Source organism: Microbulbifer pacificus (genome assembly GCF_033723955.1).
Classification (GTDB): Bacteria; Pseudomonadota; Gammaproteobacteria; order Pseudomonadales; family Cellvibrionaceae; genus Microbulbifer; species Microbulbifer pacificus.
This window is the reverse complement of record NZ_CP137555.1, coordinates 3,299,940-3,326,777: the sequence shown is the minus strand read 5'-3', so window position 1 is coordinate 3,326,777 and position 26,838 is coordinate 3,299,940. Positions and strand designations below refer to the sequence as shown.

The window sequence follows — 26,838 nt, the reverse complement described above, 5'->3', positions numbered from 1 at the left end:
AGCCAGCTCGGGCCAGGTACGCAGCCAGTGACTACAAAGCCATCGTCCCACAGCCCCTAACCGGGTAAACTGTCGGGCTGGGCAGGACAGGGATCAATTCCGCTAGCGGAACTCCCATTAAAGGAACAAAGCCGATCATGAAAAGCACCATCAACGACGTGGCCGCGAGAGCCGGGGTGTCGATCAAGACTGTTTCACGGGTAATCAACAATGAGCCCTCCGTGCGGCCGGCCACGCGCAAGAAGGTGATGGATGCGGTGGAGGAACTCCACTATCAGCCCAATCTGGCGGCGCGCAACCTGGCAGGCACCCGCAGCTATACCATCGCGCTGATCTATGACAACCCCAACGCCTACTACGTGATCGATATGCAGAACGGCATTCTCGAAACCTGCAAGGCGCGGGGCTACGAACTGCTGATTCACCCCAGCGACTCCCGCTCCGACAAGGTTAACGACGAACTGCGCGCGCTGGTGGAACACTCTAAGGTGGCAGGTGTGGTACTGACACCGCCCTTTTCCGAAACCCAGTCGGTCATCGACGAAGTCAAAAAGCTCGGTCTCGACTATGTGCGCATCGTCTCCAGCGGAGCCGCAAAGGGTGATGAAGACAACTGCATCCAGGTCGACGACGCCGCCGCGTCCTACGACATTACCAAACACCTGATCGAGCACGGCCACAAACGCATCGGTTTTCTGTGTGGTGGCGAAGAGCACGTTTCCACTCACGGTCGTCTCGACGGTTACAAAGACGCACTGCAGCAAGCCGGCATTGCGATTGACCCGGGCCTGATCATCCCCGGCGAGTACTCCTTCGATTCCGGGGTCGAGGGCGCGAAGGCGCTACTCAGTATTGAAAATCCACCCACCGCCATTTTCGCCAGTAACGATGAAATGGCTGCGGGCGCGCTGTTTGCGGCGCGCCTGATGCACATTGAAATCCCCGAGCAGCTCTCCATTGTCGGCTTCGAAGACAGCCCCTTCTCACGCCAGACCTGGCCGAAGCTCACCACCGCCCATCAGCCGAACAACGAAATTGCCCGCTGTGCAGCGGCACTGGTACTCAACAAGGCGCGCAGCAAAGGCGCCTCGGAAACTGCCGCTGCCAACAAGGATGCGGGCATCACCAAAAAGTTTGTGCCGGAATTACTGGTACGCGACTCGACCGGCAACGCACCAATTTAAGAAAATTCAAAGAATTGGGTCCGCTTAAAATCGCAGGCAAAAAAAAGCCCTCACAAGGAGGGCAAAGATGACGAGAACCAAAGAGAGAAACTTCATAAAGAAGTCCAAACAACTAAATCCTTTTAAGCACAACTTCCAAAAAACAAGCAATCTGACAGATTCGATGCGGCAGGTAACCATCCCGGTTACCTGCCCGCTGGATTATTTCCAGCTGCGCATCTTGTGGCCTTTCAGCGCGTAAAACAGGATGAACAGGTAGGCCGGGATCGCGATGATATAGGCCGCCTGGCCGTCACCGGTATCGGCGAAATGTCCGTACATCGGTGGCAGGATTGCGCCACCGGAAATACCCATGATCAACAGTGCCGCACCCTTGGAGGTGAATTTGCCCAGGCCTTCCAGCGCCAGCGGCCAGATCGCCGGCCAGCACATGGCATTGGCAAAACCCAGCAGTGCAACAAAGTAAACCGCGTTCGGAATCTCGGGCAGGCCGAAGTGGGCCAGGGTCGCTGCCGACATGGCGGTACTTTCCAGGGAACCGCTCATAACAGCGAAGGTAAACACAATACCGAGCACCGCAGAAATCAGTAGCGCGGTCTGCTGGCTGATAAAGCGCGGAATGGCGATGGTGCCGTAGATGTAACCCAGCACCATGAACACCATGGTGTATGAGGTCAGTACCGAGGCGACGGCGGTTTCCAGACCCGCCTGCTTGCCCAGTAGACCGATAGCATCACCGGCGATCACTTCCACACCCACGTAGAAAAACAGGGCGGTGGCACCGAGCACCAGCTGCGGGAATTTTTTCAGCCCCATCAGGGTAACGGCAGCTTCTTCCTGCCCTTCCACCGCCTCGTCTTCGATATCCGGCAGCGGAGCAAACATCATGGCCACAGCCAGCACCAAACCGAGAGCGGCCATACCGATGTAAGGCGTTACCAACTGGCCGGCCAGTTCGGCGAGCTTGGTGTCTTTGGCTGCCGCATCCAGAATGGCGAGTTCAGCATCGGAAACACCGCTGATGCCGGACATTACCAGCGCGGCAAACACCAGCGGCGCAACAATACCCGCGCCCTTGTTCAGCAGACCCATGATGCAGATGCGCACCGCGGCGGTTTCTGCCGAACCGAGCTTGACCACGTAGGGGTTGGAGGCGGTCTGCAGAATGGTGAGGCCGGAGCCGACCACAAACTGCGCCAGCAGGAAAACACCGAACATACGGCTGTAAGCGGCGGGGATGAAAATCAGCGCGCCCACAGCCACCAACGCCAGGCCCAGAGCCATACCGACTTTGTAGCCGGTGCGCTCGATGATCGCCGCCATCGGCAACGCCATCACGGTGTAGGCGATATAAAACGCCGACGCAACCAGCATCGCCTGGAAGGCACTCAACTCACAGATGGTCTGCAGGAACGGAATCAGTGCGCCGTTCAGCCAGGTGACAAAACCAAAAATAAAGAACAGCAGGCCGATGATGGCCATGGGCAGAATGCTGCTGCGCGATTCGCGCTGGGCTATGACTGCGGTATTCATTGCTTCACCATTTATCGTTATCTGGGTTATCGGTTTTCTGGGTCTTACTCGTCAAAAAATTTTTCTGGCACTACGTGGCAATGCCGGCACTGCTCAGGCCGAGAAAACTTCGCGGCCATTTATCCAAGTTTTCTGCACTTGGAGCTCGTCACTTAAAAGAATCATGTCCGCCGGTGCACCTTCCGCGATACGCCCGCCCTCGGTGCCGAGATACTCGGCCGGATACAGGGCTGCCATGCGCAGCGCCTCGGTCAACTCCACCCCGCACCAGTCGCGGATATTGCGCACCGCGCCGATCATATCCAGATGAGATCCGGCCAGTTCACCAGTCGTTGATGTCAGCTTGTCACCATCGCGGGTGACGATGCGCTCAAACAGCGGAAAGCTCATCTCATCACTGCCCACCAGTGACATGGCATCCGTCACCAGCATGATTTTGCCACGAGGCTTGGCTTTCATTGCCAGTGTCATGGCTTCCGGGCTCACATGATGACCGTCGGCAATCAATCCGCACCAGCAGCCATCACTGATCAGTGCAGTACCCACCATGCCGGGATCGCGGGAGTGCAGTGGCGACATGGCGTTGTACAGATGGGTAAACCCCGTCGCACCCGCGGCCACCGCTGCGGCCACTGTTTTGCCATCCGCATTGGAATGGCCGAGACAGACCTTCACACCGAGGGACACCAGTTTGGCGATATCTTCGGGCGACACATTTTCCGGTGCCAGAGTGACCATTTTCAGGCCGAGGTCTTCCCGCGCGTAGATCGCCAGCTCCTCTTCACTGAGCGGGCGAATGAACTTTTCCTCGTGGGTGCCTTTCTTCGGCGCGCTCAAGTGCGGCCCCTCGAAATGCACCCCCAGCACACCGGGCACGCCCTCTTTCACGGCCGCACTCACCGCATCGGCGGCCTTCTGCATCACATCCACCTGATCGGTGATCAGGGTGGGCATAAAGCCGGTAGTGCCGAAACGGGCATGCGCGGCGGACATCTTGCCCAGCGCATTCACGCTGGTGTCGTTGTTGAACAGCGCACCACCGCCGCCGTTCACCTGCACGTCGATCAGACCGGGCGCCAGCAGACCCTGCAGGCGCACGGCATCGGCCGCCGGCGCGCCGCCGATGGAGACCACCTTGCCGCCATCTACGGTCAGCGCCACATTGCTGCGCAACTGCTCGCCGTCGAATAACTGTTCTGCAATAAACGCCTGTGCCACTTGCCTGCTCCCGTCACTAATCCAATCAGATGGTCTGAGTGACTTTCTTCAGGCCCGCCGGTTCATCCGGGTTGATACCGCGGCTGACCGCCACGTGGGCGACGTCGAGATAAAAACGCTGCAGCAACGCCAGCGGTGCAACACGCGGGTGCACACCCTTGCTCGGCACATGCAGATTAATCAGGGTGCCGCCGCGACGGATGATGTCGGCGATCTGCTCGCTGTGGGCCTTGTAGGACTCGTCTTCGATGGGCACGTTCACCACGGTAAGTTTCTGCTCCACCAGAGTGACCGGACCGTGCAGGAATTCCGCGCTGGAGAAGGACTCCGCGTGGATGTTGCACACTTCTTTCAGTTTCAGTGCCAGCTCGCGGGTTATGCCGTAACCGGGACCACGCCCCAGTACGACCAGGTTCTTCACCGCTGCCAGGTCTTCCGGGCGCAGCTGTATCTCGGATTCGATGGCTTCGGTCAGCGCCTTGGGCAGCATCTCCACGCCGGCTTTCAGCTCGGCGTCCTGGGTCCAGTTGGCCACCAGTTGCAGTACCGCAGACAGGGTGCACAGGTAACTTTTGGTCGCGGCAACCGCCAGCTCCGGTCCAGCTTTAAGCGGTACCACCTGATCGACGATGTCCTTGATCGGCGCACTCTCATCGTTTACCAGCGCAATGGTGTAGGCACCGGCGTCCTTGGCCATCTGCGCCTGGGCGAGGATGTCCGGGCTGCGGCCCGACTGGGAAATCACGATGACCAGCGCGTCTTCGAGCTTCAGCTTTTTGCCGTACACACTGGATACGGAGGGCGCAGCGGCGAAGGTCGGTGTGCCGGTCTCGATTTCGATCAGGTATTTAGCGAACACGCCGGCGTGATCGGACGAGCCGCGGCCCACGATCATTACAAAGCGCGGCGGCTTGTTGCGCAGGCGCTCGCCCAGTTCCGCCATGATCGGCGCATTGTTCCGCAGCTGATCGGCAATCCGGATCGGGGCCTCGCGGGCCTCGGTTTCCATTACTGTCATCGTCATAGATGCACCCGCCTTGTTGGCTTCAGTGGAGATCACTGTGCTCATAAAAATTCCGTGTAACCTGTGTGTTCTAGCTAATGTGCCCGCTTATCCAAAGGGCGCCTTTCTGCGCGGGGGCGTCTTTATCCAAAGAGCGCCTTGGCATCGACCTCTTCCGCCGATGTGGCACTGCCGTCGCCCAACGCGGCGAGGGAGTGCTGGGCGAAGTAGACGCAACCGAGTTCCGGCGGATCCAGGGGGTCGGAAACCCGCTCCGCCACATGGGGCTTGAGCCAGGGCTTGAGCCGGGGCGCGAGACCGCCAATCATGGCCAGGCGCGGCGGTTTGCTCTCCATCAATTTGTCGGCAAGATCACTGATATAGGCCGCACCATCGCGCATGATCGACGCTGCTACCGGGCAGTTCGCTTCCGCACATTCCACCACCGGGACCGCCAGCTTGGCGTACTGGCTGGAGGGCTTGCCTGCCATCATTTCAATCACGTCGTAGGGATCGCTGGTGCCGAGTGCCCGCTGCAGCTCCTGCTTCAGCATGGAGTCCTGAGCCAGGCCTTCCATCGCCATCAGCAGGTATTTGACCGCTTCCATCCCCAGCCAGGCACCACTGCCCTTGTCGCCATGGGGGAAGCCGTGACCGCCGACAATCTCGCTGCGACCCTTGACCCAGGAGTAACCCACGGAGCCAGTGCCGGCGATAATGACTGCGCCGTCGCCGCCACGGTGGGCGCCGAGACAGGCGGAGTGCTGATCGGTGGTAAGGAACATTTGTTTGAACGGATGTGCCCAGGCGCTCATTTCATTGTAGAGGCGGGGCATGTTGACGCCGGCCAGGCCGACACCGGCCACCAGCTCACCCAGGGTTTCCGCCGGCAGACCGGCATCCGCTACCGCCAGTGCAGCGGAGCGTACGATAGAGTCAATGGTCTGCGCGTAACCGTGAAGGGGGTTGGCGGGTCCGGAAACTCCGGTACCCAGCAGGCGGTTGTCGGCATCAAATACAGAAGCGCGGCACTTACTGCCACCGCCATCAACGCCAACGTAGAGAATGTCCCTGCTGTCTCTTAAAGCAACCATCTGGTCCGGCCCCTAAGATTTCTATTGTTATTTGTCCCACCGGATTCCCTATCGCATTTCCTGCGCCCCAGAGAGATCCGGCGCGGCGCTCGTGACGCCTGTGCCAATATGGAAGAAATACTACAAGACAAATGACAGCGTTGTCATGCCCTTTCGCAAAAAAAACTCCACGAGTCTCTCAAGAGTATGCCAGTCCACCGCCACAGGTGGTGAAAAAACCGACAACCGACGAATCCTAACGCGTTCCAATACGGAGTGCACTTAAAAATCAGACATGGGTCTGATTATCGCCCCCGCAGGGATTGGAACGCCGCAAACGGTGCGAGTTCAATCTTATTGCAATAACTCGGTCACAGTTTTTTGCGATAAAGCGCGCGCCTGCTGACAATGAGCACCCGCTCCCAAAGCCGGCCGCCAAAGAGACTCAGGACGTACACAAAGGGGGGAACAATGGGCATCCGCAGGCACTCATTACATACAATTTTTATCGCGTGGTTACTGCTGCCCGTGACTACCGCCGTGCTACTGCTGCTTTCCAACCTGGCAGAAGCCAACGCAAAAGCCAACGAAGGCGCCGCCAAAACCCTGTTTCGCCTGACCGGTTCGAATACCATTGGCGCGGACCTGGCACCCGCCCTGGTAAAGGACTATCTCGAATCTATTGGCGCGAGCGACATCCGCCAGCACAGCGAAGGTGAAAAACACTGGATCAGCGCCCGCCTGCAGGGCGAGGCCATTGTGGTTCCGATTATTGCGCTGGGGTCCAGCACCGGCTTCAAGGCCCTCGACACCGGCAGTGCCGATATCGCCATGGCGTCGCGCAGGATCAAGTCCAGCGAAGTGAATGCCCTCGCCCGCCTCGGCGACTTTACCGGACCGCAGGCAGAGCATGTAATCGGCCTCGATGCGCTGGTAATCACGGTACACAAGGACAACCCGGTTTCCCAATTAAGCGTGGCGCAGGTGGCAGATATCTATAGCGGCAAGATCCGCAACTGGCGCCAGCTGGGTGGCCCAGATATGCCTATCCACCCCCTGCACCGGGACATGGAATCCGGTACCCGCGCCACTTTCGATGAAGAGGTGTATGGCGGCAGCCGCGCCGCCGCGCCTTTTGTCCGCGAGGTATCCGGCAACCACGAGACCCGCGCACTGGTACAACAGAACCTCGCCGCCATCGGCTACCTGCCCTTCGCCGATGCCGACGATCTGCACAAGGTAGCCATCAAGTCCGGCGACCTGGCGGCGGTGGTACCGGATCGCGGCATCATCGCCACCGAGGATTTCCCCCTCACCCGCCGTCTGTATCTCTACCGCAATCCGGGCAGCTACCACCCGCAGGTAGTCGGCTTCCTGCATTTTGTGGAATCCAGCCGCGGCCAGCAGATCGTCGCCGACACCGGTTTCATCAACCTCATGCCGGTAGCGGTAAAGATGGCCCCCTACGCCAATGCTCCGGACAACTATCGCCAGCTGATGGAAAGCGGCTCGCGACTCAGCATCTCCTTCCGCTTTGCGGATGGCAGCACCGAACTCGACAACCGTGCCCTGCGTGACCTGCACCGGCTGCAGGATTTCATGGCGGAAGCGGAAAACCGCAACCTGTCCCTCACCCTGGTGGGTTTTTCCGACCGCAAGGCCAATACCAACATCTCCGAATTGATCTCCCGCTTCCGCGCCCTCAAGGTGCAGGGCGCGCTGCTGCGGGACCACCAGATGGGTGACAGCCAGATCATGGCGGTGGGCGCGTTCGCGCCGCTGACCGCCGACCGCGAACAGGGGCCAGTGAAAAACAGCCGGGTGGAAGTCTGGATAAACTGATTGCCGGGCGCGGTGCGTTGAACCACCAGTAAAGAAGGCAGCAGCTATATTTACTGCCATGAGCACCGCGCAGTACACACCGACCATTCAGCCCACTGTCCAGCCCAGCATCCGGCTCGCCACGGTTGTGCTGGCGCTCGCCCTGCTGTTGCTGGGCGGCTGTTCCAGCGTGCGCCTGGCCTACGGCTATCTCGACTGGTGGATGGACCGCACCCTCAACAAATACCTGGACCTCGAAGGCGCGCAAGAGGACCTGCTTTCGCAACGGGTGGATGAATTCCATCGCTGGCACCGCCAGACCCAGCTGCCCCGCTACGCCGATTACCTTGACCAGCTCGCCGCCGAGGTAGACTCCCCTGCGGATACCGTCCCCGCCCGTCTGACCGAGATCGAAAAGAAGACGGATGAGTTCTGGAATAGCTCCATTGGCATGCTGAGTGACCTGCTGCTGCCGATTCTGCTCCAGCTGGACGACGCACAGATCGCGCAACTCGCGGACAACGCAAGCAAAGAGCGGGAGAAATCCCTGAAGAAATGGCAGAAGGATCAGCACAAGCGCGAAAAGGCGTTCCGCAAAGAGGCCGAGCGCTGGCTCGGCGACCTGACACAGGAACAGGACGCCATGATCGACCGTGAACTGGCCAGCACCACCTTCGACCCCAAACGGCGCGACGCCCAGCGCGAGCGCTGGACCAACGCCTTTATCCAGACGCTGAAAGACAAACCCGCCGGTTACGAGCAGACCCTGCGGGACCTGCTGATCGACCCCCAGACACTGTGGTCGGAGGACTACCGCCAGATGCAGGAGCAATTGCGCGTCCAGGCCCGCAATCTCGGCAGTGAGGTGTTGCAAAACGCGACTCCCGAGCAGCGTGAGCACCTCAAATCCACCATGAGGGAATACGCCAGCGACTTTCGCTTCCTGGCCGCGCAGAACCCCTGATCCGGTCTGCGCCTGCTGCTTCGGCGCCGGCAAAAGATGGCGTACATGCTCCCGTAGCGGTCGGTTTCATCTGCAACAAATTTTCGTCAAAAACCCTGTTTTTACCGGGCTTTTTTGTAAAAAAATTGCAGAAGACATGACGTCATCCACCCGCTGCTGATAAGCTCCCCCACCGCAACTTCAACCGCCATTTACCCGTAAAGAAAAGAGGATTTTCCGTGCGTATCGAGACCGCCCAACGCGAGCAGCTGCAACAGTGGGAAAAAGAGCTGGAGCAGCAGTACCAGCGCATTTGCCAGCACAACCTGAGCCTGGACCTGACCCGCGGTAAACCGGCGGCGGATCAACTGGCACTGTCCGACAGCCTGGACGGCATCCTCAACGGTGACTACCGCGCCCCGGACGGCACCGACACCCGCAACTACGGCGGCCTCGAGGGTATCGCCGCCGCACGCGAGCTGGGCGCGGATATTCTTCAGGTTCCGTTTGAGGAAGTGCTCGCCGGCGGCAGCAGCTCCCTGACCCTGATGTACCACGCGGTGCTCACCGGCTACCTGTTCGGCTTTGCCGGCAACCAGCCGTGGAAAGATCTGAAGGCGCCGAAATTCCTCTGTCCGGTGCCTGGCTACGACCGCCACTTCGCCATCTGCGAACAGTTCGGCATTGCGTTGGAAACCGTGCCCATGACCGCCACCGGTCCGGACATGGACGCGCTGGAACAGAAGATCCGCGACGACAACGACATCATCGGTCTGTGGTGCGTCCCCAAGTTCTCCAACCCCACCGGCGTCACCTACGACGCGGACACCGTCGACCGCCTGGCGCAACTGGCCAAGATCGCCAACCCGGGCTTCCGTATTTTCTGGGACAACGCCTATGCGATTCACGACCTGGACCACCAGGTGAAACTGCCCAACATCCGCGAAGCGGCCCTCGGTAACGACACCGCCGACTCCGTGCTGCAGTTCGCCTCCACCTCCAAGGTCACCCACGCCGGTTCCGGCGTCGCCTTCGTGAGTGCGAGCCCGGCCAACCTGGCGTCCCTGAAGAAGCAGATGTCCGCCATGACCATCGGCCCGGACAAGGTGAACCAGCTGCGCCACGCGCGCCTGTTCCCGGAGCTGAGCCAGCTGAAGGAGCACATGCACAAGCACGCGGAAATCCTGCGCCCGAAGTTCGCCTGTGTGCTCGAGCACCTGGACAAGAACTTCGCGGATTCCGACCTGGGCCAGTGGGAAAAGCCGCAAGGCGGCTACTTTGTTTCCTTCAACACCCGCCTGGGCTGTGCCCAGGAAGTGATCCGCCTGTCCGCGGAAGCCGGGGTAAAACTCACCCCCGCCGGCGCCACCTTCCCCTACGGCAAGGACCCGGAAAACAGCAACATCCGCATCGCCCCCAGCTTCCCGCCGCTGGAGGAACTGGATACCGCGATGTCCGTTTTCGTGCTGTGTGTGAAACTGGCAAGCGTGCGCAAGGCACTGGAAGCGGCCTGATTTTTTCGCCGCACCAGAACGAAAAAACCCGGCAATTTGCCGGGTTTTTATTTCAGCCGATTTAAATTTCGTTGCGCCGTGTCTGCCAGGTAATCGGCCGTGCGTACTGGGCCACCTTGTCTTCCACCCCCAGCAACATCGCAAACAGCGCCATCCGCACCAGCAGACCGTTGTCGGTCTGGCGGAAAATGGCGAGGCCCGGGTGTTCGTTCAGGTCCGAGTCCAGCTCGTTGGCCTCGGCGCGGGAATCCCGTGGCAGCGGGTGCATGATCACCGTGTTGGGCTCCGCGTGGAGCGTGAAGATATCGCGGTTCAGGCGGAAGCGACCGCGGTAGCGATCGGCCTCGGCCTGGGATTCAAAGCGCTCTTCCTGGATGCGAGTGGAGTAGACGATATCCACATGCTTGATCGACGGCTCCAGCTGATCGGTAATGGTCACCTGGTGCCCCGCCTCGCGCAGTTTCTCCACCACCACTTCCGGCATCGCCAGTTCCCCCGGCGACACCAGCACCAGCTGCACCTTTTCAAACAGGCACAACAGCTTGCACAGGGAGTGCACGGTGCGGCCGTGCTTGAGGTCGCCGATCATGGCGATGCGGAAATTGTCCAGCGCGCGGCCCTTGCCTTCCAGCTCCTTGCGGATGGTGTACAGGTCGAGCAGCGCCTGGGTCGGGTGCTCATTGGCGCCGTCGCCGCCGTTCACCACCGGCACCCGGCTCGCCGCGGCAAACTCCGCCACCGAACCCGATTGAGGATGGCGCATGCAGATCACGTCGGAGTAACCGGAAAGTACCCGCGCGGTGTCGTACAGGGATTCGCCCTTGGCCAGCGAGCTCGCAGAAACCCCAACCGTCTCGCGCACGGTGCCGCCGAGCAGGTTGAACGCGCAGCCAAAGCTCACCCGGGTGCGGGTACTGGGCTCGAAAAACATATTGCCGAGGATCGCGCCCTCGAGAACCCGGGTCACTTTTTCCCGGCGGGCGTAGGGGACCATGGTGTCGGCCACGGCAAAGATGCGGTCGATGTCACCGCGTTCGAACTGGCTTACGGAAAGGATGTTGGCGCCGATAAAGTCCATTGATGCTCCACTTTGTGCACAGATTGCGCCGGGATCGCCGGCGGCTTTAGCGGGCGGCTATTCTACGCGCGCGCCCGCCCCCGGAATAGACACTTAAGTGGGGTTAACGGCTTCAGCCCATCAAAGTGTCACCCCAGGCTTCCAACTGATCCAGCAGGTCACTTCGCGCGGGGAAGGACTCGCGCAACTGCGCGATCTCCTCGAAGTAAGCCTCCATGGTAATGCTTGCCCCAAACGCCGGGTCGGTCAGGCGCTGGTAGCGCCACTCCTCCCAGCGCTCGTGCTCTTCTTCGCTCAGGGTTTCGGGGAAATTGCGCGCCCGCAGGCGAAAGAGTAGTTCCGGCAGGCGCGAATCGGAAAACGGGAACTGCCCTGCCAGCGCCTCCGGGCCACGGCTTGCCAGCGCGCTGTGCAGCTGGCGGCACAGGTCGCGGTCGGCGTCGTTCATAAAGCCGTCATACAGGCGCGCCTCCACATCCTTCGCCGGAAACTCGCCGTCGAGAAACACCTTGTGCAGCTTTTCCGTGAGATCCAGCCCCTGCAGCGCGCGCCAGTTGGCCACGCAGGCGGCCTTGTCGATGCCGAGCTCGGCCGCGCGCTGGTCCGACAGCATATTCGCCGGCGCCAGCACCGGGCAGCGATTCATGTGGATAAGTTTCAGACCCGCAGGCAGCTCGCCCTCAGCGAGTTTGTCGCGGGCGGTGTACAGACGCTCGCGCAGGGCGTCGGCGTCCAGATCCAGGATCGGCTGGGGGTCCATGGCCAGGTTCACACAGATCACCGCGTTGCGGTTTACCGGGTGCATGGCGAGCGGCAGCACATAGGTGAGGTGCCCCTGAGTAGCGGGCACCTTGCCGGAGATGTGCAGCAGCGGCTTGCGCTCGCGCGGGTTCAGCAGCTTGGCCACTTCCTGCTTGCGCCGCAGGTTGTACACATAGTCGTAGAGTTTCGGCTGCTTCTCGCGGATCAGCCGCGCCATGTCGATGGTGGCGCGCACGTCGGAGAGCGCATCGTGCGCGCCCTCGTGGCTGATGCCATTCGCGGCGGTGAGTTCTTCCAGGCGGAAAGAAGGTACCCCTGGTGCCTTTTCCGGCCAGGCAATGCCCTCCGGGCGCAGCGCGTAGGTGAGGCGCACCATGTCGATGATGTCCCAGCGGCTGTTGCCGGAGCGCCACTCGCGCTCGTAGGGGTCCAGCAAATTGCGGTACAGGGTGTGGCGGGTGACCTCGTCGTCAAAACGCAGGCTGTTGTAACCGACACCACAGGTGCCGGGGGCACCCAGCTCGGCGAGGATACGCTGGATAAACTCGATCTCCGGCAGTCCCTCGGCAAACGCCTTCTGCGGTGCAAGCCCTGTCACCAGCGCCGCCATCGGCTGCGGCAAACAATCACTCGCCGGTTTGGCGTAGATCATCAGCGGCTCACCGACGATATTGAGGTCCTCATCGGTGCGGATACCGGCAAACTGAGACGGCTTGTCCGCGCCCGGATTTACCCCCCAGGTTTCGTAGTCGTGCCAGTACAGCGTGGTGCCAGATGTGGTGCCGGACATGCATCCCCCTTGTTCTGAGTTGTGGGCGCCATGTTAGCCCAGTCACCCAGCCAATGCAGGCGTCATCCGGTTCAGCAGGTTGCAAAGCCACCACCGCTCATTAAAATCCCGCGTTCTTCTATATTGTCCAAGACTCCCAATCCGGATCGCGCCTTTCTATGAATATTCGCCAGCAGCTCAACGACATCTTCCAGACCGCCATGATCGACGCGGGTATCCCCGCTGAGTGCAGCCCGGCGGTGGCACCTGCCAAGAAGGCGGGCTTTGGTGACTACCAGGCCAATGGTGCCATGGCCGCGGCCAAGAAAGTGGGTAGCAATCCGCGCGAGCTGGCAGCGAAGATCGTCGACAACCTCGGCGACCAGCCGATGATCGAGAAGGTGGAAATCGCCGGCCCGGGCTTTATCAACATCCACCTGAGCCAAGCCTGGCTGGCCGAGACCCTGGCCTCCGCCCGCGCCGACGAGCGCCTGAATATCGCCGCCGTGACCGAGCCTCAGACAGCGGTACTGGACTACTCCCACCCCAACCTCGCCAAAGAGATGCACGTGGGCCACCTGCGCACCACCATCATCGGCGACGCACTGGCGCGCCTGCTGGAATTCCAGGGCCACAAGGTGATCCGCCAGAACCATATGGGCGACTGGGGAACCCAGTTTGGCATGCTGCTCGCGCACCTGGCGGACCAGATGGAAAACCAGGACGCCGAAGTGGCACTCAAGGATCTGGAAGTGTTCTACCGCGAAGCCAAGGTCCGCTTCGACGAAGAGGAAGGCTTCGCCGACCGCGCGCGGGAATACGTGGTGAAACTGCAGGGCGGCGACGCCGATTGCCTGAAGCTGTGGCAACGTTTTATCGACATTTCCATCAGCCACGCCGAAGAGATTTACGCAAAACTGGGTGTCACCCTGCAGCGCGGCGATGTGTATGCCGAGAGCCAGTACAACGACGACCTGCCGGTACTGGTGAAAGACCTGATGGACCGCGGTATCGCGGTGGAAGACCAGGGCGCGATCGTCGCCTTCCTGCCGGAAATGGCCGACAAGGAAGGCAACCCCAGCGTCGTCATCATCCAGAAAAAAGGCGGTGGCTACCTCTATGCCACCACCGACCTGGCCGCCATCCGCTACCGCGCCAACGTGCTGAAGGCGGACCGTATTTTGTACGTGGTGGATGCGCGCCAGTCCCTGCACCTGCAACAGGCCTTTACCGTGGCCCGCAAGGCCGGCTATATCGCCGATGAGCAAACTCTGGAGCACTGCGCCTTCGGCACCATGATGGGCGACGACGGCAAGCCGTTCAAAACCCGTACCGGCGGCACCGTGAAACTGGCGGAACTGCTGGACGAAGCGGTAGAGCGCGCCACCGCACTGGTGGCGGCGAAGAACCCGGACCTGAGCGCGGAACAGCAGGCCGAGATCGGCCGCGTGGTGGGCATCGGCGCGGTGAAATATGCCGACCTCAGTAAAACCCGCACCAATGACTATGTCTTCAACTGGGAATCGATGCTGGCGTTCGAGGGCAACACCGCGCCCTACCTGCAATACGCCTACACCCGGGTGCGCAGTATCTTCCGCCGCGCCGGCGTGGAGCCGTCAGCGCTGACCGGAGAAATCAAACTCGCCACCGACGCCGAGCGCGCCCTCGCCATCAAGCTGACCCAGTTCGGCGAAGTACTGGACCAGGTGGCGAAAGACACATTCCCCCATGTGCTGTGTACTTATCTGTACGAACTGGCCAGCACCTATATGGGCTTCTACGAGGCCTGCCCGGTGCTGAAAGAAGGTGTGAGCGAGGAAGACAAGCAGAGCCGCCTGCAGCTGTGCGACCTGGTAGCGCGCACCCTGGCCACGGGCCTTGGTCTGCTCGGAATTAACGTTCTGGAGCAGATGTAATTCTACTCCGCAAAAATCTCTCAGCGATATGACTCAGGCGCTGTCGCGAGACAGCGCCTGCTGCAGAAACTGCTGGGCGTTGGCGAGATCCGCGTCGTGGATCAGCCACAGTTCCGAGTGCCAGTCGAGATTGCCAAATCCCTGCTGCTCCTGCGGCGTTTCAATGCGGGTTTTCTGGGTAAGCACCGAATAGCCGGCGGATTCCATCAGGTTGCGTAGGTAGCTGCCGAGCAGCTGGTCGTTGGTGGTGAAAATCTTACTCGCCATAACGATGTGACAGGTTGCCCCTCCCAAATCTCTCAGCGCCGGGCATGTGCCCGCACCTCAAGAACTTCTTCGTTCAGTAAACCCCTACCCGGCATCCGGCAGCTCGGGAAACTTCGCCGCCGGAGAAAAGCCGGGTGTAATTTAAAGATAGACCAGCGCGGGAAAAGGCGCCGGTGCTGGGCGGGAAAAATGTGTACAGGCGAGAAGAACAGCGCCACACATTAGAGGCAGGATGATTTATCGGTGCGGCTTGGCCGTCACCAGTTCCAGTGGCAGGACCACATTGTCGGTCGCCGTCACAGACAGCCCCGGCAGGTTGGGGGAATACAGCTGGTATTTGTTTTTGCCGTGGCGCTTGGCGTGGTACATCGCCATATCCGCCTTCTGCAGAATGGATTCCAGGGTCTCGTTTTTATCTTCCACCGCCACCACCCCCACACTCATGGTGACGGTGATCAGGTCGTCGCTGATTTTTACCGGTTGCGCCACGGTGTTGAGCAGTTTTTCCGCCAGAACCCGGTAGGCCTCGGGCTCGCGAATCGAGCGCACGAATACACAGAACTCATCCCCACCGAGTCGCGCCACGATGTCGCCACAGCGCATTGCGCTGAGCAGCCTGCGCGCCACCACGCACAACAGTTCGTCGCCGCTCTGGTGGCCGAGGGTATCGTTCACCTGCTTGAAGTCGTCCAGGTCGATAAAGAACAGATAGCCGCGCTCGCTCACAGCGTCCGGCTGATGGCGCGACAGCTCAAGATGAAATTCCAACTGTTCCAGCAGGCTGTAACGGTTGTCGAGCCCGGTGAGGCTGTCGTGCATGGCAATCTGTTCCAGCTGCGCGGTCTTGCGGCTCACCATGTCGTTCATGTCTTCCAGCTGGTCGCACACGGTGAGGCCGGTGTTATCCAGTACATCCAGTTCGTCAAAGCGGTCCAGGGATTTGTGTACCGGGCGGATCAACTGGCGCGCATCGTTGAAGCGGCCGTTGGTGAGCAGTGGCAGCGCCTCCGCCAGCCGCCTCAAGCGCACGATGGGCCGCCACAAACTACCCGCCACCGCGGCACAGAAAATCAACGCCCCGAGCACCGAGAACAGCAATAGCAGTTGCAGCGACTCCTCGATGTGCTCCACCTGCGCGGAGACATCCTCGATAAACACAAATTGCGCCCCTGTCGGATCCACATCCACACTCATGGTACGGACGTCGAACTGGCGCTGCGCCAGCGTGTGCGACCGTGCCCGCTGCAACCCGCTCAAGTTTTTCACCTCTGCCGCCACGCGGTTCAGCAGCGGCAGCATTCGCTCGCGGGAGGTGAGCGAGAGCACTTCCCGCCGCCATCCGGCAAGATACCTGCCACCGGCGTCCCGCGGGGCCTCGCTGCGCACGGCTGACAGGATACCGATATCGGTGCCGGTCATTTCCCGGAAGCGCCGCAGTTGTTCCGTCAGCGGTCGATCCACTTGCAGCAGGTAATCACCGTCGCGGGCGCGCATCGGCACCGACAGGCTCTGCACACAGATCAGCTCGCAACGCACCAGCTCCAGAGACTGCCCGTGCAGCAACACCTCGCTCACCTGCTCGGCACTCAGGTTGTTGTGGGGCGACCCCCAGCTCAGCAGCGGCTTGCTGCCGGCGTCGTAGATTTTCAGGGCGTGGAGATCCCAGCTCTGCTGCAGGATCGGCCACTGGCGATCGAGGCTTTTGCGCAGCTCCTCACGGGAGGAAATCCTGCCGCGCGCATTGAGCGCCATCAGCTCCGCCAGGCGCGCGAGCTCCTGCCGAGACTCCTGCAAAAGTCCGGTAATCTGAAACTGAAAATTGAGATGACGCTGCTCCCGGCTTTTCGCCAGCAGGGACTGCAGGCTGCCGTTACCCAGCAAAATAAAGAACAGGCACATGGCCACCACCAGCAGCAGCGAGAACAGGCTGGCTTTGAAGCGCAGGGTGTTGATATAGGCCAATGGCACCACGGTTGATGGACCCCGAATCCTTGGGTTTGACGCTGTATTCGCGGTGGCAATTTGCCGATGAGCCCAAATAACCAGTACTCGCCCGCGTCCCCGACAGCATTTTGTTATTCAATCAGTATGGGAGCAGTTCCGCTGTATTGCCGGAAGCCCCAGGCATCGGCAGAACAAAATAGCGCCAGATACGCTAAAACAGGATATATGTCACAAATACGTCCCTAACCCAGCACACATTTGACCTGATTGGGCACGAATTGCCCGCAATCACCGCGATTGCTAAGATGCGCGCCGTCCGGCCCCCGGGGAATCCGGGACACGGTTCCGGCAAGCAATAATGATTGGGCAAGCAGACTCTGCCACGCCAGTATTACCGGCTATCGTTTTTTATGGCGACCGGTCACGGTTTTCTCAGTTTTAAGTTTCTGCAGTCCGATATTGAAACGGGCCAATGCCATCGGCCCACTTTGCTATTTTTACCGGTACTTTCCCGATCAGGATTCGCCTTGTCAGCGCCTGTTCAGGACTGGCCGGGAACCCCCGGCAGCAGCGCGCCGGCAGCACACAGTGTTTACAGGAATCCACCCACCATGACCCAGCCTTCCCTCAAGCAGTTGGAACAGCACGATGCCTTTATCCGCCGCCACATCGGCCCGGATGCCGCGCAGACCCAGGCCATGCTCGACACCCTCGGTGTCGCCAGCCTGGAAGAACTGATTGAAAAGACCGTTCCCGCCTCTATTCGCAAGTCCGACGACCTGGACCTGGCAGACGCCGTGGACGAGCAGGAAGCGCTGGCAGAGCTGAAAGACCTCGCAAGCCGCAACAAGATCTTCCGCACCTTTATCGGTATGGGTTACCACGACACCATCACCCCCAACGTGGTCCTGCGCAACGTGCTGGAAAACCCGGGCTGGTACACCGCCTACACCCCCTACCAGCCGGAAATCGCCCAGGGCCGCCTGGAAGGCTTGCTGAACTTCCAGCAGATGATCATGGACCTGACCGGCATGGAACTGGCCAACGCCTCCATGCTGGACGAAGGCACCGCGGCGGCGGAAGCCATGGCGATGTGTAAGCGCCAGGTAAAACGCAACAAATCCAACACCTTCTTCGTGGATGCCGACTGTCACCCGCAGACCATCGCCGTGGTTAAAACCCGCGCCGAGCACTTCGGTTTCGACATCGTTGTGGGCAACCCGGAAACCGAGCTGCCGGAAGACCTGTTCGGTGCCCTGTTCCAGTACCCGGGCTCCACCGGTGTGCTGCGTGACCTCACCGACCTGATCGCCAAGGTCCACGCCGCCGGCGCACTGGTGACCGTGGCCGCGGACCTGATGAGCCTGGTGGCGCTGAAAGCCCCGGGTGAGATGGGCGCAGACGTGGTGGTCGGCTGCAACCAGCGCTTCGGTATCCCCATGGGTTACGGCGGCCCGCACGCCGGTTTCTTCGCCTTCCGCGAAGAGTACAAGCGCTCCGCCCCCGGCCGTATCATCGGCGTTTCCGTGGACAGCAAGGGCAAGCGCGCCCTGCGTATGGCCATGCAGACCCGCGAGCAGCACATCCGCCGCGAAAAGGCCAACTCCAACATCTGTACCTCCCAGGTACTGCTGGCGGTGATGAGTGCGTTCTACGCCATCTACCACGGCCCGCAGGGTCTGAAGACCATCGCCGCGCGCATCCAGCGCCTGACCGACATCCTGGCCGCTGGCCTGCAGCAGTCCGGCTTCAGCCTCACCCACCAAAGCTGGTTCGACACCCTGACCATCAACGTGGGCGACAAGCAGTCTGAAATCTACGCGCGCGCCATCGCCGCCGAAATCAACCTGCGCAAAGTGGGCAGCGACGCCCTCGGTGTGAGCCTGAACGAAACCACCAAACTGGCCGACGTATCCGAGCTGCTGGCGGTGTTCATCGGTGGCGAGCACAACCTGGACCTGGGCAAGATCGACAGCGAACTGGCCGCCAAAGGCGTTGCCGGCGTTCCGGCTGCCCTGCAGCGTACCAGCGACTTCCTGACCCACCCGGTGTTCAACACGCATCACTCCGAAACCGAGATGCTGCGCTACCTGAAGACCCTGGAGTCCAAGGACATCGCACTGAACCACTCCATGATTCCGCTCGGCTCCTGCACCATGAAGCTGAACGCCACCGCGGAAATGATCCCGGTGACCTGGCCGGAATTCGGCAAGCTGCACCCGTTCGTCCCCGCCGACCAGGCCGAGGGCTACCGCGAGATGTTCCGTCAGCTGGAAACCATGCTGGCGGAATGTACCGGTTACGACGCCGTGAGCCTGCAGCCGAACGCCGGTTCCCAGGGCGAATACGCCGGTCTGGTAGCGATCAAGAAATACCTGGAAGCCAAGGGCGAGACCCAGCGCGACATCTGCCTGATCCCGGCATCCGCCCACGGCACCAACCCGGCCACCGCGATGATGGTCAACTTCAAGGTGGTCGTGGTTGCCTGTGACAACAAGGGCAACGTGGACATCGCCGACCTGAAGGCAAAAATCGAAGAGCACGGCGATCGCATCGCCGCGCTGATGGTCACTTACCCGTCCACCCACGGTGTGTTCGAGGAAGGCATTCGCGAGATCTGCGAACTTATCCACAACGCCGGTGGCCAGGTGTACATCGACGGCGCCAACATGAACGCCCTGATCGGCGTGGCGGCTCCGGGCAAGTTCGGTGGCGACGTATCCCACCTGAACCTGCACAAGACCTTCTGTATCCCCCACGGTGGCGGCGGCCCCGGCATGGGCCCGATCGCGGTTGGCGAACACCTGAAGCCCTATCTGGCCGGCCACCCGGTGACCGAGGTTCCGGGCAACAACCCGGTGAACGGCACCATCTCCGCAGCGCCGTGGGGCTCCGCGAGCATCCTGCCGATCAGCTGGATGTACGTGCGCATGATGGGTAAAACCGGCATGAAGTTGGCCACCCAGACCGCGATTCTGAACGCCAACTATGTCGCGAAGAAACTGAGCGAGCACTACCCGCTACTGTACAAGGGCAGCAACGGCTTTGTTGCCCATGAGTGTCTGATCGATCTGCGTCCGCTGAAGGAAGTGAGCGGCATCACCGAGGAAGATATCGCCAAGCGCCTGATGGACTTCGGTTTCCATGCGCCCACCATGTCCTTCCCGGTCGCCGGCACCCTGATGATCGAGCCCACCGAGTCCGAAGCCCAGGAAGAACTGGACCGCTTCGTACAGGCCATGGCCATCATCCGTCAGGAAGCCGAAGACGTGGCGAGCGGCAAGTACACCGCGGAAGACAACCCGCTGCACAACGCACCGCACACCCAGGACGACATCATGGCCGACGAGTGGACCCACTCCTACAGCCGCGAAGTTGCCGGCCGTCCGGCCGCCTGGCTGAAGCACCACAAGGTGTGGCCTGCGTCCAACCGTATCGACAACGTCTACGGTGACCGCAACCTGATCTGCTCTTGCCCGCCGGTTGATAGCTACGTGGACTAAGAGCTACATGGATTAAGTTCCACTTAATCAAAAACAAAAAGGCCAGCATCGCTGGCCTTTTTGTTTTCTGAGAACTTCATTTACAAATTCAACAAAAATTATCCACAGCCTCTGGACGACGACTTCAACTGCGCACAAAATGCGCACCGCTGATGGCAGAGCCAGCCCTGGCCATCGGCAGGCCGTTCGGCCACATCCACATTTTTTCTGAAGAGCATTTCATGCGTATCACCAAATTACTGCTTTCTGCAGCGCTGTGCCTGTGCCTGGTCGGTTGTGTCTCCTCCCTGCTCATTGGCAACCAGCTGCAGCGCCAGTTGATGGGCGCCGCCCTGAAGCCGCTGGTGGGTTTTGACCCGAATGAAGTTGACCTGTTCGAGATCCCGGTGGTGAAAAACCGGATGACTGCCCTGCTGGGTGAGCACTACGAACCCACCATGGCCGTACTGAAAACCGCCCAGAGCATCCAGCAGGAAGGAGCGCTGTACTACGTACTGTCCCGCCATGCTCCCAGTGAAGTGCGCCAGTACACCGACCAGGCCGCGATGATCTGGAACGCGGACACCAACCAGATGGCGGTGATGCTGATCCAGGACGGAATGCCGGAAGTATTGTCCGAGCAAGTGGCCAGCGCAAAAGAAGCCCTGACCCCGACCCTGCCCACGGAAGTCCAGCAGCGCATTGACCAGGCCGTGGCAATCAAGAAGGCCTTTGATACCGGCACCCAGGCACTGCTCAACCCAGAGCAGGCACTGCAAGGTGCATTGGAAAGTGCCGTAGAAAGTGCAGTGGAAAAAACGGTGGAATCTGCGGTGAGCCAGGGAAGTGCCCAGGCCAAAGCAGTGGTTGCCGAGAACACCGCCGCGCAGGATCTGATAAACAAGGTACAGGCAGGTCAAACGGCGGTAGAAACCACAAAGAAAACCGTCGAAGACGTTACCGAGCAGACCAAAATAGATCCGTCCAAATAAGCTGGATGCCATAAAAAATGCCGGAGCACTGCTCCGGCATTTTTTATTTGAGACTTGAAGCTGGTCCGGTGGCAGCAAAGCACCGCGGAAAGCTTAATTCACCCCAGTTGACGCGCCATCCCGACACTCGCCGCGAATCTCGCCACCGTGCGGGGACACCACCCGATCAATCACAAAATACCCATCGCGACAGAAACGGGTTTCCTTCAATTTCAGATCGAGCGCGTAATTGATATCCAGCCGTTGCCCACGGCCGGGGCTGCGCATGTCCTCGTTGCGCATCATGCCACTGCGCATATTCGAGCTTTCGGTATAGGGGCCACGGAGTTCTGGTACCGGCATTTCGAGCGCGTAGGTAAAACGCTTGGAGCCGTTGGCTGAGATCTCGGTATGGAAGGATTCTTTCAGCCCGGGGTTGGGGGCCTTGGGTTCGCTGGCGCAGCCGGTCAGAAATAAAAATGCCGGCACAAGCAAAAAGCTGGTAGGAATTTGTCTCAACATCTTTCTCTTCTTCATAGTTTTTTTGTCGTCATCCCGCCCCGGATCAAGTCCGGGGTGACGTATGAGCCAGGATCCAGCTGCGTTGGCCTGGATTCCCGCATTCGCGGGAATGACGGTTAAAAAAGATCTGGCTATTTAAATACCACGGTGCGGTTACCGTGAATAAACACGCGTTCTTCCAGCACCAGCTGCAGTGCGCGGCTCAGCACCTGCTTTTCCACATCGCGCCCTGCCGCGGCCATATCGTCGGCGGAGTAGCCGTGGTCCACCTTGATCACATCCTGTTCGATGATCGGCCCTTCGTCGAGATCATCGGTAACGAAGTGTGCAGTAGCACCGATGATTTTCACACCTCGCTCGAATGCCTGTAGATAGGGTTTGGCACCGATAAATGCCGGCAGGAAGGAGTGGTGGATGTTGATGATGCGCTTGCTGTAATGGGCCACGAATTGCGGGGTGAGCACACGCATGTACTTGGCGAGGATCAGGTAATCCGGCTGGTAACTGTCCACCAGCGCCATCACCTGCTCCTCGTGCTGTTCGCGCGCCAAGCCCTCGGCGGGCAGCCAGTGGAACGGGATCTCGAACTTCTCCACCAGCGACTGCAGGTTATTGTGGTTGCCGACCACCGCGGCAATCTCCACGTCCAGTGCGCCGGAGTAGCACTTCATCAGGATATCGCCCAGGCAGTGGGCCTCCTTGGTCACCATCAACACCACACGTTTGCGCCCGCTCGCCACCAGCCGGCGCTCGGCACCTGCCGGCAGTGCCATATCCAGGTCTTCCAGTAGCGTGGCATCGTTGAAGTTGCCTTCCAGCGCGGTGCGCATGAAAAAACGGCCCTGGGCGCGGTCGACGAACTCGTCGTTCTTGGTGATGTTGAGCTGGTGCTTGTAGCAGATGTTGGTGATTTTCGCGATCAGCCCTTTGTCGTCCGGGCAGTCCGTCAGCAGTATCTTCTTTTCCATAAGCCAAAATCAGACTAATTATTCAGTCCGCTGACTATACACTATGTGCCTAAATCTACCCGTCAATCAGACCGTTAATTGACCAATTCAGGGACTTTATGGACAAGCTACTCTTCAGTAAACACCTGGCCACCCTGCGCAAGCGCTACGATGAGATCCTCGAACAGTGCGGTTTCGAGACCCTCAACGTGTTCAGCGGCGCGCCCTCGGTGCAGTTTCTGGACGACAACTACTACCCCTTCCGGGTAAACCCGCAGTTCAAAGCCCTGGTCCCGGTCACCGACAACCCCAACTGCTGGGTGGTCTACCGCCGTGGGCAGAAGCCCAAGCTGCTGTTCTACCGCCCGGTGGACTTCTGGCACTACGTACCGCCGGCACCGCAGACCTTCTGGAGCGACGAGTACGACATCGAGCTGCTGGCCAAGCCGGACGAAGCCAAGGTGTTCCTGTCCGGTGAAAACGCCGCGTTTATCGGCGAGACCGCGAAACTCGAAGGCTGGGACATCGGCCAGCGCAACCCGCAGCACCTGATCGACCGCCTGCACTGGGCGCGCGCCTACAAGACCCCCTACGAAATGGAATGCCTGCGTGAAGCCAACCGCATTGCGGTGCGCGCACACAAGGCCGCGGAAGATGCGTTCCGCGCGGGCGCCAGCGAATTCGAGATCAACATCGCCTACATGAAGGCCGCCGGCCAGGGTGAAGGTCGCCTGCCCTACGGCAATATCGTAGGCCTGAACGAGCACGGCGCGATCCTGCACTACACCCATCTCGGCACCGAACCTCTGCCCGAGAGCGAGCGCCGCAGCTTCCTGATCGACGCCGGTGCCGATTGCAACGGCTACGCCGCCGACATCACCCGCAGCTACGCCTACCGCGAAGGCGAGTTTGCGGATCTGGTTAGCGCGATGCACGTGAAAGAACAGGAACTGGTGGCCGGCCTGAAACCGGGTGCGTCCTACATCGAACTGCACCGCGAGTGCCACCACAAGATCGGCCAGTTACTGCAGCAGTTCGGCGTGATCAAGACCTCCCCGGAAAGCGCGGTGGAGTCCGGCCTCACCAGTACCTTTATGCCCCACGGCCTCGGTCACTTCCTCGGCCTGCAGGTGCACGATGTGGGCGGTCACCAGACCGCACCGGAAGGCGGCAAGACCCCGCCCCCCAGCGAATACCCGTTCCTGCGCACCACGCGCACCATCGAGGAAAACCAGGTATTCACCATAGAGCCCGGCCTTTACTTTATCGACAGCCTGCTGGCCGATCTCAAGGAGTCCCAGTTGGCAGACGAAGTGAACTGGGACAAGGTGGAAAAACTGCGACCCTTCGGTGGCGTGCGTATCGAGGACAACCTTATCGTGCACGCAGATCGCGTGGAGAATATGACGCGGGATTGTTATTAATTAAAAAATCTCTGTAGGAGCCTGCTTGCAAGTGGGCTCCTGCACAATGCACCCCAAAGCCTCCACGCCACCCGAAACCACCGTACCAATTTCGTTCAAATAATAGCCAAACAAATTCTAGTTCGTTAAGATCAACTCCAATCGCACATTCAAGGGAGTTGAATCATGTTTGCGAACAAGGGAGTCAAACAGGACATCATCATTGCCGGTAAATCTTCCGGCAAAATTGTCACCATCACGCCCCAAGCCGAACCTGTCTATAAAGAAATCCACAATCTCGCCCGCCGCGGCAATTACTGGGCGCAGATTACGGTTAATGCCCTGTATCAACTCGTTTCCGGACGCTTGCACCAGAACAATATTTTCATCAAGCCGGGACCGGTACATCGCGGTGGTGAGGAAGAATTTGTCATGATCCTGCCGGGGTGCAAAGTAACCATCGAAAAACAATCGAAGGATGTGTTCAAGATTGTTTATTTTGCGGCAGATGCAGGCTATGCAGAGCTGCAGAAGTCGGATGGATCACCGGGCATTTACAATTCAGAGTTTAAAAAGGGCCGCGGATGGCGTGCGAAAAAGTCTAAGAAAAATGGAAACATCAAGGAAATTAGGGGCCGACTAGTCGCCGTTTGCGATTCGAAGTATTCCGATGAGCAAAAGGCAGTACAATCCGTCGCCCCACATATTGCCTCAAGTCACTATAGTACAGAAGTTGGCGAAGCCCACCTTCGAGACACTGGCTTTGACCTTCACTTCACACCAGGTGGTAAGAAAATAGGCGGTCTTCGCAATTTCAAAGATGCCCTCCATCCACTGAAAAAACAAGACATCCATGTATCCGCTCAGCTTCTAGCCCGGGCCATGTTCAATGCTAGGAACATCAAAAATGTCAGCTGGATAGCTGAATTTGGCGGATCTGCTGTACTCACGCAAGCGATGAAAATTTTGGCCGATCAGGGACTTACACTATCTGAACACAACATATTCCTATTTCAACCAAAAACCTCGCAGTCCGAAATCCTCAATGTTGCACGTCGGTTAAATATAAATATAGGACGAAATTTAAGTAGAGTTTCTCCAATTAATATCGCAGGAGCGCTAGGGCAACCAAGTGCAACGATTAATAGATTCCTCCATGAACAAAATTACAAAGTTGGGCAGGCCATAGGCGATGGCATTCAGTTTAGCGCGTTACTGACGACAGGTGCCGGCGTAGTTGCGGTAGTAGCCGGTGCTGCTGGAATAAATATTGGCGCAATCGCGGGCAGTCTGGGTGTGGCAGGCGCCACGGCTGTACCGGCTCTCGGAGTATTTTTACAAGCTCTGGCAAAAGCCACGCCTTACCTCAAGAAAGCCAAAGCGTTAGGCGATGCAGCTATGACAACGGCCGAGCATTTGGCTCCTAAGTTACACGACAAGATCAAGAGCAAATTCTGATGTTGGGCTTTTTCAAATACAGTCGGTTCAAACTTCGGGATCACCGCGGATTTTGCGTTCCAAAAGGTCCAGATTTTCCGTCGTCTAGAAAATATACTTATAAATTGCAAGGGAGCAGCCTGTCATTCAGGGCACCCACTCAAATCCACATTGGCCGCCCCGGCTCCGAACAGCTTACCTCCAAATGGAAAGTGGATGATCTTAAAGATCTGAGCCCCCACGATACAGAAACCTACAATCACACTTGGTATGGCAGGGCAATTTTTCAGAGAAAGTACGCTCTCTACGGACCTTGGTTTACTGGAGAAATGGCAGAAGCTGGTTGCAATTTAGCTGCAGTCGCACCAAAAAAGCTCAATACTGATATAAATTTCCTCCATCCCCGCGCATTCGAAAGCGCACTTTCTGGCTATCTAACTGCAGATTTTGGCTATCAGCAGGACGATGCTGGCGTTGCGGATTATTGTGGGCCTTTACAATGGCAACCCATAAAACGACTCCCAGTTCCCGCCGTACGCTTTATGGTTAAGAGTGAGGATTGGAGTCACCGTGCGATTTTATATTGCTTTCCAATATCCAAAAACCGGATATTGATTTTCAATTTTTACTTCGATCAAAGGATATCGGGGAATTTCGCAGAAATGGACGCAGCCATTAGCCCAAAACCCGCAATGGAGCTGATCGATAACATCATCAATAGTGTGGAGTTTGTACCTTCCCCTGAACTGGAGAAAAATTTGGCTGAGCTCAGAACCTCCTGCCCAAACCTTGCTGTCAGCGATACATTCCCACCATTGAAATGGCCAGCGACGGTGGATAAGACGGGGTTGAATATTGTCGAGTTGCGCTCGAAGCAGCGTAAAGCTTTGGCGAGTTAAGCTGCCTCAAGGCATTGATGGTTGGTGGGCGGTGCGTTGCCCAACCCAATTTGCTGGATTCCCGCCTGCGCGGGAATGACGGGACTGGGCGGTTGGGTTTGGGCCCATGCGGGAATGACGGAGGTTCGTCATCCCGGCGCAGGCCGGGATCC

General features: G+C 59.2%; 20 protein-coding genes. 10 read left to right on the top strand and 10 right to left on the bottom strand.

The features are described from left to right. The first annotated feature begins 137 nt into the window (after positions 1–137). Positions 138–1,184 carry a LacI family DNA-binding transcriptional regulator gene (locus R5R33_RS14160; protein ID WP_318953352.1) on the top strand — a complete coding sequence of 349 codons (1,047 nt, stop codon included), beginning with the start codon at positions 138–140 and terminating at the stop codon, positions 1,182–1,184. 201 nt (positions 1,185–1,385) lie between these two features. Here the strand turns inward: R5R33_RS14160 and R5R33_RS14155 are convergent, their stop codons facing one another. From R5R33_RS14155 to nagK, 4 genes are all read right to left on the bottom strand, one after another. Beyond that, positions 1,386–2,717: a sugar MFS transporter gene (locus R5R33_RS14155; RefSeq protein ID WP_318953351.1), complete on the bottom strand. Its 1,332-nt coding sequence runs from the start codon at positions 2,715–2,717 to the stop codon at positions 1,386–1,388. Between the two features lie 93 nt (positions 2,718–2,810). Continuing rightward, positions 2,811–3,935, bottom strand: a complete 1,125-nt coding sequence (gene nagA / locus R5R33_RS14150; RefSeq protein ID WP_318953350.1) for an N-acetylglucosamine-6-phosphate deacetylase — start codon at positions 3,933–3,935, stop codon at positions 2,811–2,813. A gap of 25 nt (positions 3,936–3,960) precedes the next feature. Then, the gene (gene nagB-II / locus R5R33_RS14145; RefSeq protein WP_318953349.1) at positions 3,961–5,004 is read right to left on the bottom strand and encodes a glucosamine-6-phosphate deaminase NagB-II; all 1,044 of its coding nucleotides are present in this window, start codon (positions 5,002–5,004) and stop codon (positions 3,961–3,963) included. A gap of 77 nt (positions 5,005–5,081) precedes the next feature. Beyond that, complete coding sequence (gene nagK / locus R5R33_RS14140; protein WP_318953348.1) at positions 5,082–6,032, bottom strand: N-acetylglucosamine kinase; 951 nt, start codon at positions 6,030–6,032, stop codon at positions 5,082–5,084. A 507-nt stretch (positions 6,033–6,539) separates the two neighbouring features. On the opposite strand from nagK, the gene R5R33_RS14135 reads away from it, so the two are divergent. The 3 genes from R5R33_RS14135 (at position 6,540) to R5R33_RS14125 (ending at position 10,289) form a co-directional block, all read left to right on the top strand. Next, positions 6,540–7,853 carry a substrate-binding domain-containing protein gene (locus R5R33_RS14135; RefSeq protein ID WP_318953347.1) on the top strand — a complete coding sequence of 438 codons (1,314 nt, stop codon included), beginning with the start codon at positions 6,540–6,542 and terminating at the stop codon, positions 7,851–7,853. Between the two features lie 58 nt (positions 7,854–7,911). After that, positions 7,912–8,796, top strand: coding sequence for a DUF6279 family lipoprotein (locus R5R33_RS14130; RefSeq protein ID WP_318953346.1), 885 nt, complete (start codon positions 7,912–7,914; stop codon positions 8,794–8,796). A 218-nt stretch (positions 8,797–9,014) separates the two neighbouring features. After that, positions 9,015–10,289 carry an aminotransferase class I/II-fold pyridoxal phosphate-dependent enzyme gene (locus R5R33_RS14125; protein ID WP_318953345.1) on the top strand — a complete coding sequence of 425 codons (1,275 nt, stop codon included), beginning with the start codon at positions 9,015–9,017 and terminating at the stop codon, positions 10,287–10,289. 61 nt (positions 10,290–10,350) lie between these two features. Here the strand turns inward: R5R33_RS14125 and R5R33_RS14120 are convergent, their stop codons facing one another. Both R5R33_RS14120 and sbcB read right to left on the bottom strand, forming a co-directional pair. After that, a complete protein-coding gene (locus R5R33_RS14120; protein WP_318953344.1) occupies positions 10,351–11,367 on the bottom strand; it encodes an aspartate carbamoyltransferase in 1,017 nt (338 codons plus the stop codon). 112 nt (positions 11,368–11,479) lie between these two features. Beyond that, a complete protein-coding gene (gene sbcB, locus R5R33_RS14115; RefSeq protein ID WP_318953343.1) occupies positions 11,480–12,919 on the bottom strand; it encodes an exodeoxyribonuclease I in 1,440 nt (479 codons plus the stop codon). A gap of 158 nt (positions 12,920–13,077) precedes the next feature. Here sbcB and argS point away from each other — a divergent pair, with 158 nt between their 5' ends. After that, positions 13,078–14,814 carry an arginine--tRNA ligase gene (gene argS / locus R5R33_RS14110; protein WP_318953342.1) on the top strand — a complete coding sequence of 579 codons (1,737 nt, stop codon included), beginning with the start codon at positions 13,078–13,080 and terminating at the stop codon, positions 14,812–14,814. Positions 14,815–14,847: 33 nt separating this feature from the next. Here the strand turns inward: argS and R5R33_RS14105 are convergent, their stop codons facing one another. Then, a complete protein-coding gene (locus tag R5R33_RS14105) occupies positions 14,848–15,081 on the bottom strand; it encodes a putative signal transducing protein (protein WP_318953341.1) in 234 nt (77 codons plus the stop codon). Between the two features lie 237 nt (positions 15,082–15,318). Further along, entirely contained in the window at positions 15,319–17,043 is a 1,725-nt protein-coding gene (locus tag R5R33_RS14100; RefSeq protein WP_318953340.1) for a diguanylate cyclase domain-containing protein, read from the bottom strand. 593 nt (positions 17,044–17,636) lie between these two features. Between R5R33_RS14100 and gcvP the strand changes: the two genes are divergently transcribed. Together gcvP and R5R33_RS14090 are read left to right on the top strand one after the other, a co-directional pair. After that, positions 17,637–20,528 carry an aminomethyl-transferring glycine dehydrogenase gene (gene gcvP, locus R5R33_RS14095; protein ID WP_318953339.1) on the top strand — a complete coding sequence of 964 codons (2,892 nt, stop codon included), beginning with the start codon at positions 17,637–17,639 and terminating at the stop codon, positions 20,526–20,528. Between the two features lie 152 nt (positions 20,529–20,680). Further along, positions 20,681–21,499, top strand: coding sequence for a hypothetical protein (locus R5R33_RS14090; RefSeq protein WP_318953338.1), 819 nt, complete (start codon positions 20,681–20,683; stop codon positions 21,497–21,499). 93 nt (positions 21,500–21,592) lie between these two features. Here R5R33_RS14090 and R5R33_RS14085 read toward each other — a convergent pair whose 3' ends face one another. Both R5R33_RS14085 and purU read right to left on the bottom strand, forming a co-directional pair. Beyond that, the gene (locus R5R33_RS14085; RefSeq protein WP_318953337.1) at positions 21,593–22,000 is read right to left on the bottom strand and encodes a hypothetical protein; all 408 of its coding nucleotides are present in this window, start codon (positions 21,998–22,000) and stop codon (positions 21,593–21,595) included. 131 nt (positions 22,001–22,131) lie between these two features. Continuing rightward, the gene (purU, locus tag R5R33_RS14080; RefSeq protein ID WP_318953336.1) at positions 22,132–22,968 is read right to left on the bottom strand and encodes a formyltetrahydrofolate deformylase; all 837 of its coding nucleotides are present in this window, start codon (positions 22,966–22,968) and stop codon (positions 22,132–22,134) included. Between the two features lie 98 nt (positions 22,969–23,066). On the opposite strand from purU, the gene pepQ reads away from it, so the two are divergent. From pepQ to R5R33_RS14065, 3 genes are all read left to right on the top strand, one after another. Continuing rightward, a complete protein-coding gene (pepQ, locus tag R5R33_RS14075; protein WP_318953335.1) occupies positions 23,067–24,371 on the top strand; it encodes a Xaa-Pro dipeptidase in 1,305 nt (434 codons plus the stop codon). A gap of 165 nt (positions 24,372–24,536) precedes the next feature. Next, positions 24,537–25,808, top strand: coding sequence for a hypothetical protein (locus R5R33_RS14070; RefSeq protein WP_318953334.1), 1,272 nt, complete (start codon positions 24,537–24,539; stop codon positions 25,806–25,808). Next, positions 25,808–26,686 carry a hypothetical protein gene (locus R5R33_RS14065; protein WP_318953333.1) on the top strand — a complete coding sequence of 293 codons (879 nt, stop codon included), beginning with the start codon at positions 25,808–25,810 and terminating at the stop codon, positions 26,684–26,686. Before R5R33_RS14070 ends, R5R33_RS14065 begins: the two co-directional genes overlap by 1 nt. The last annotated feature ends 152 nt before the right edge of the window (positions 26,687–26,838 follow it).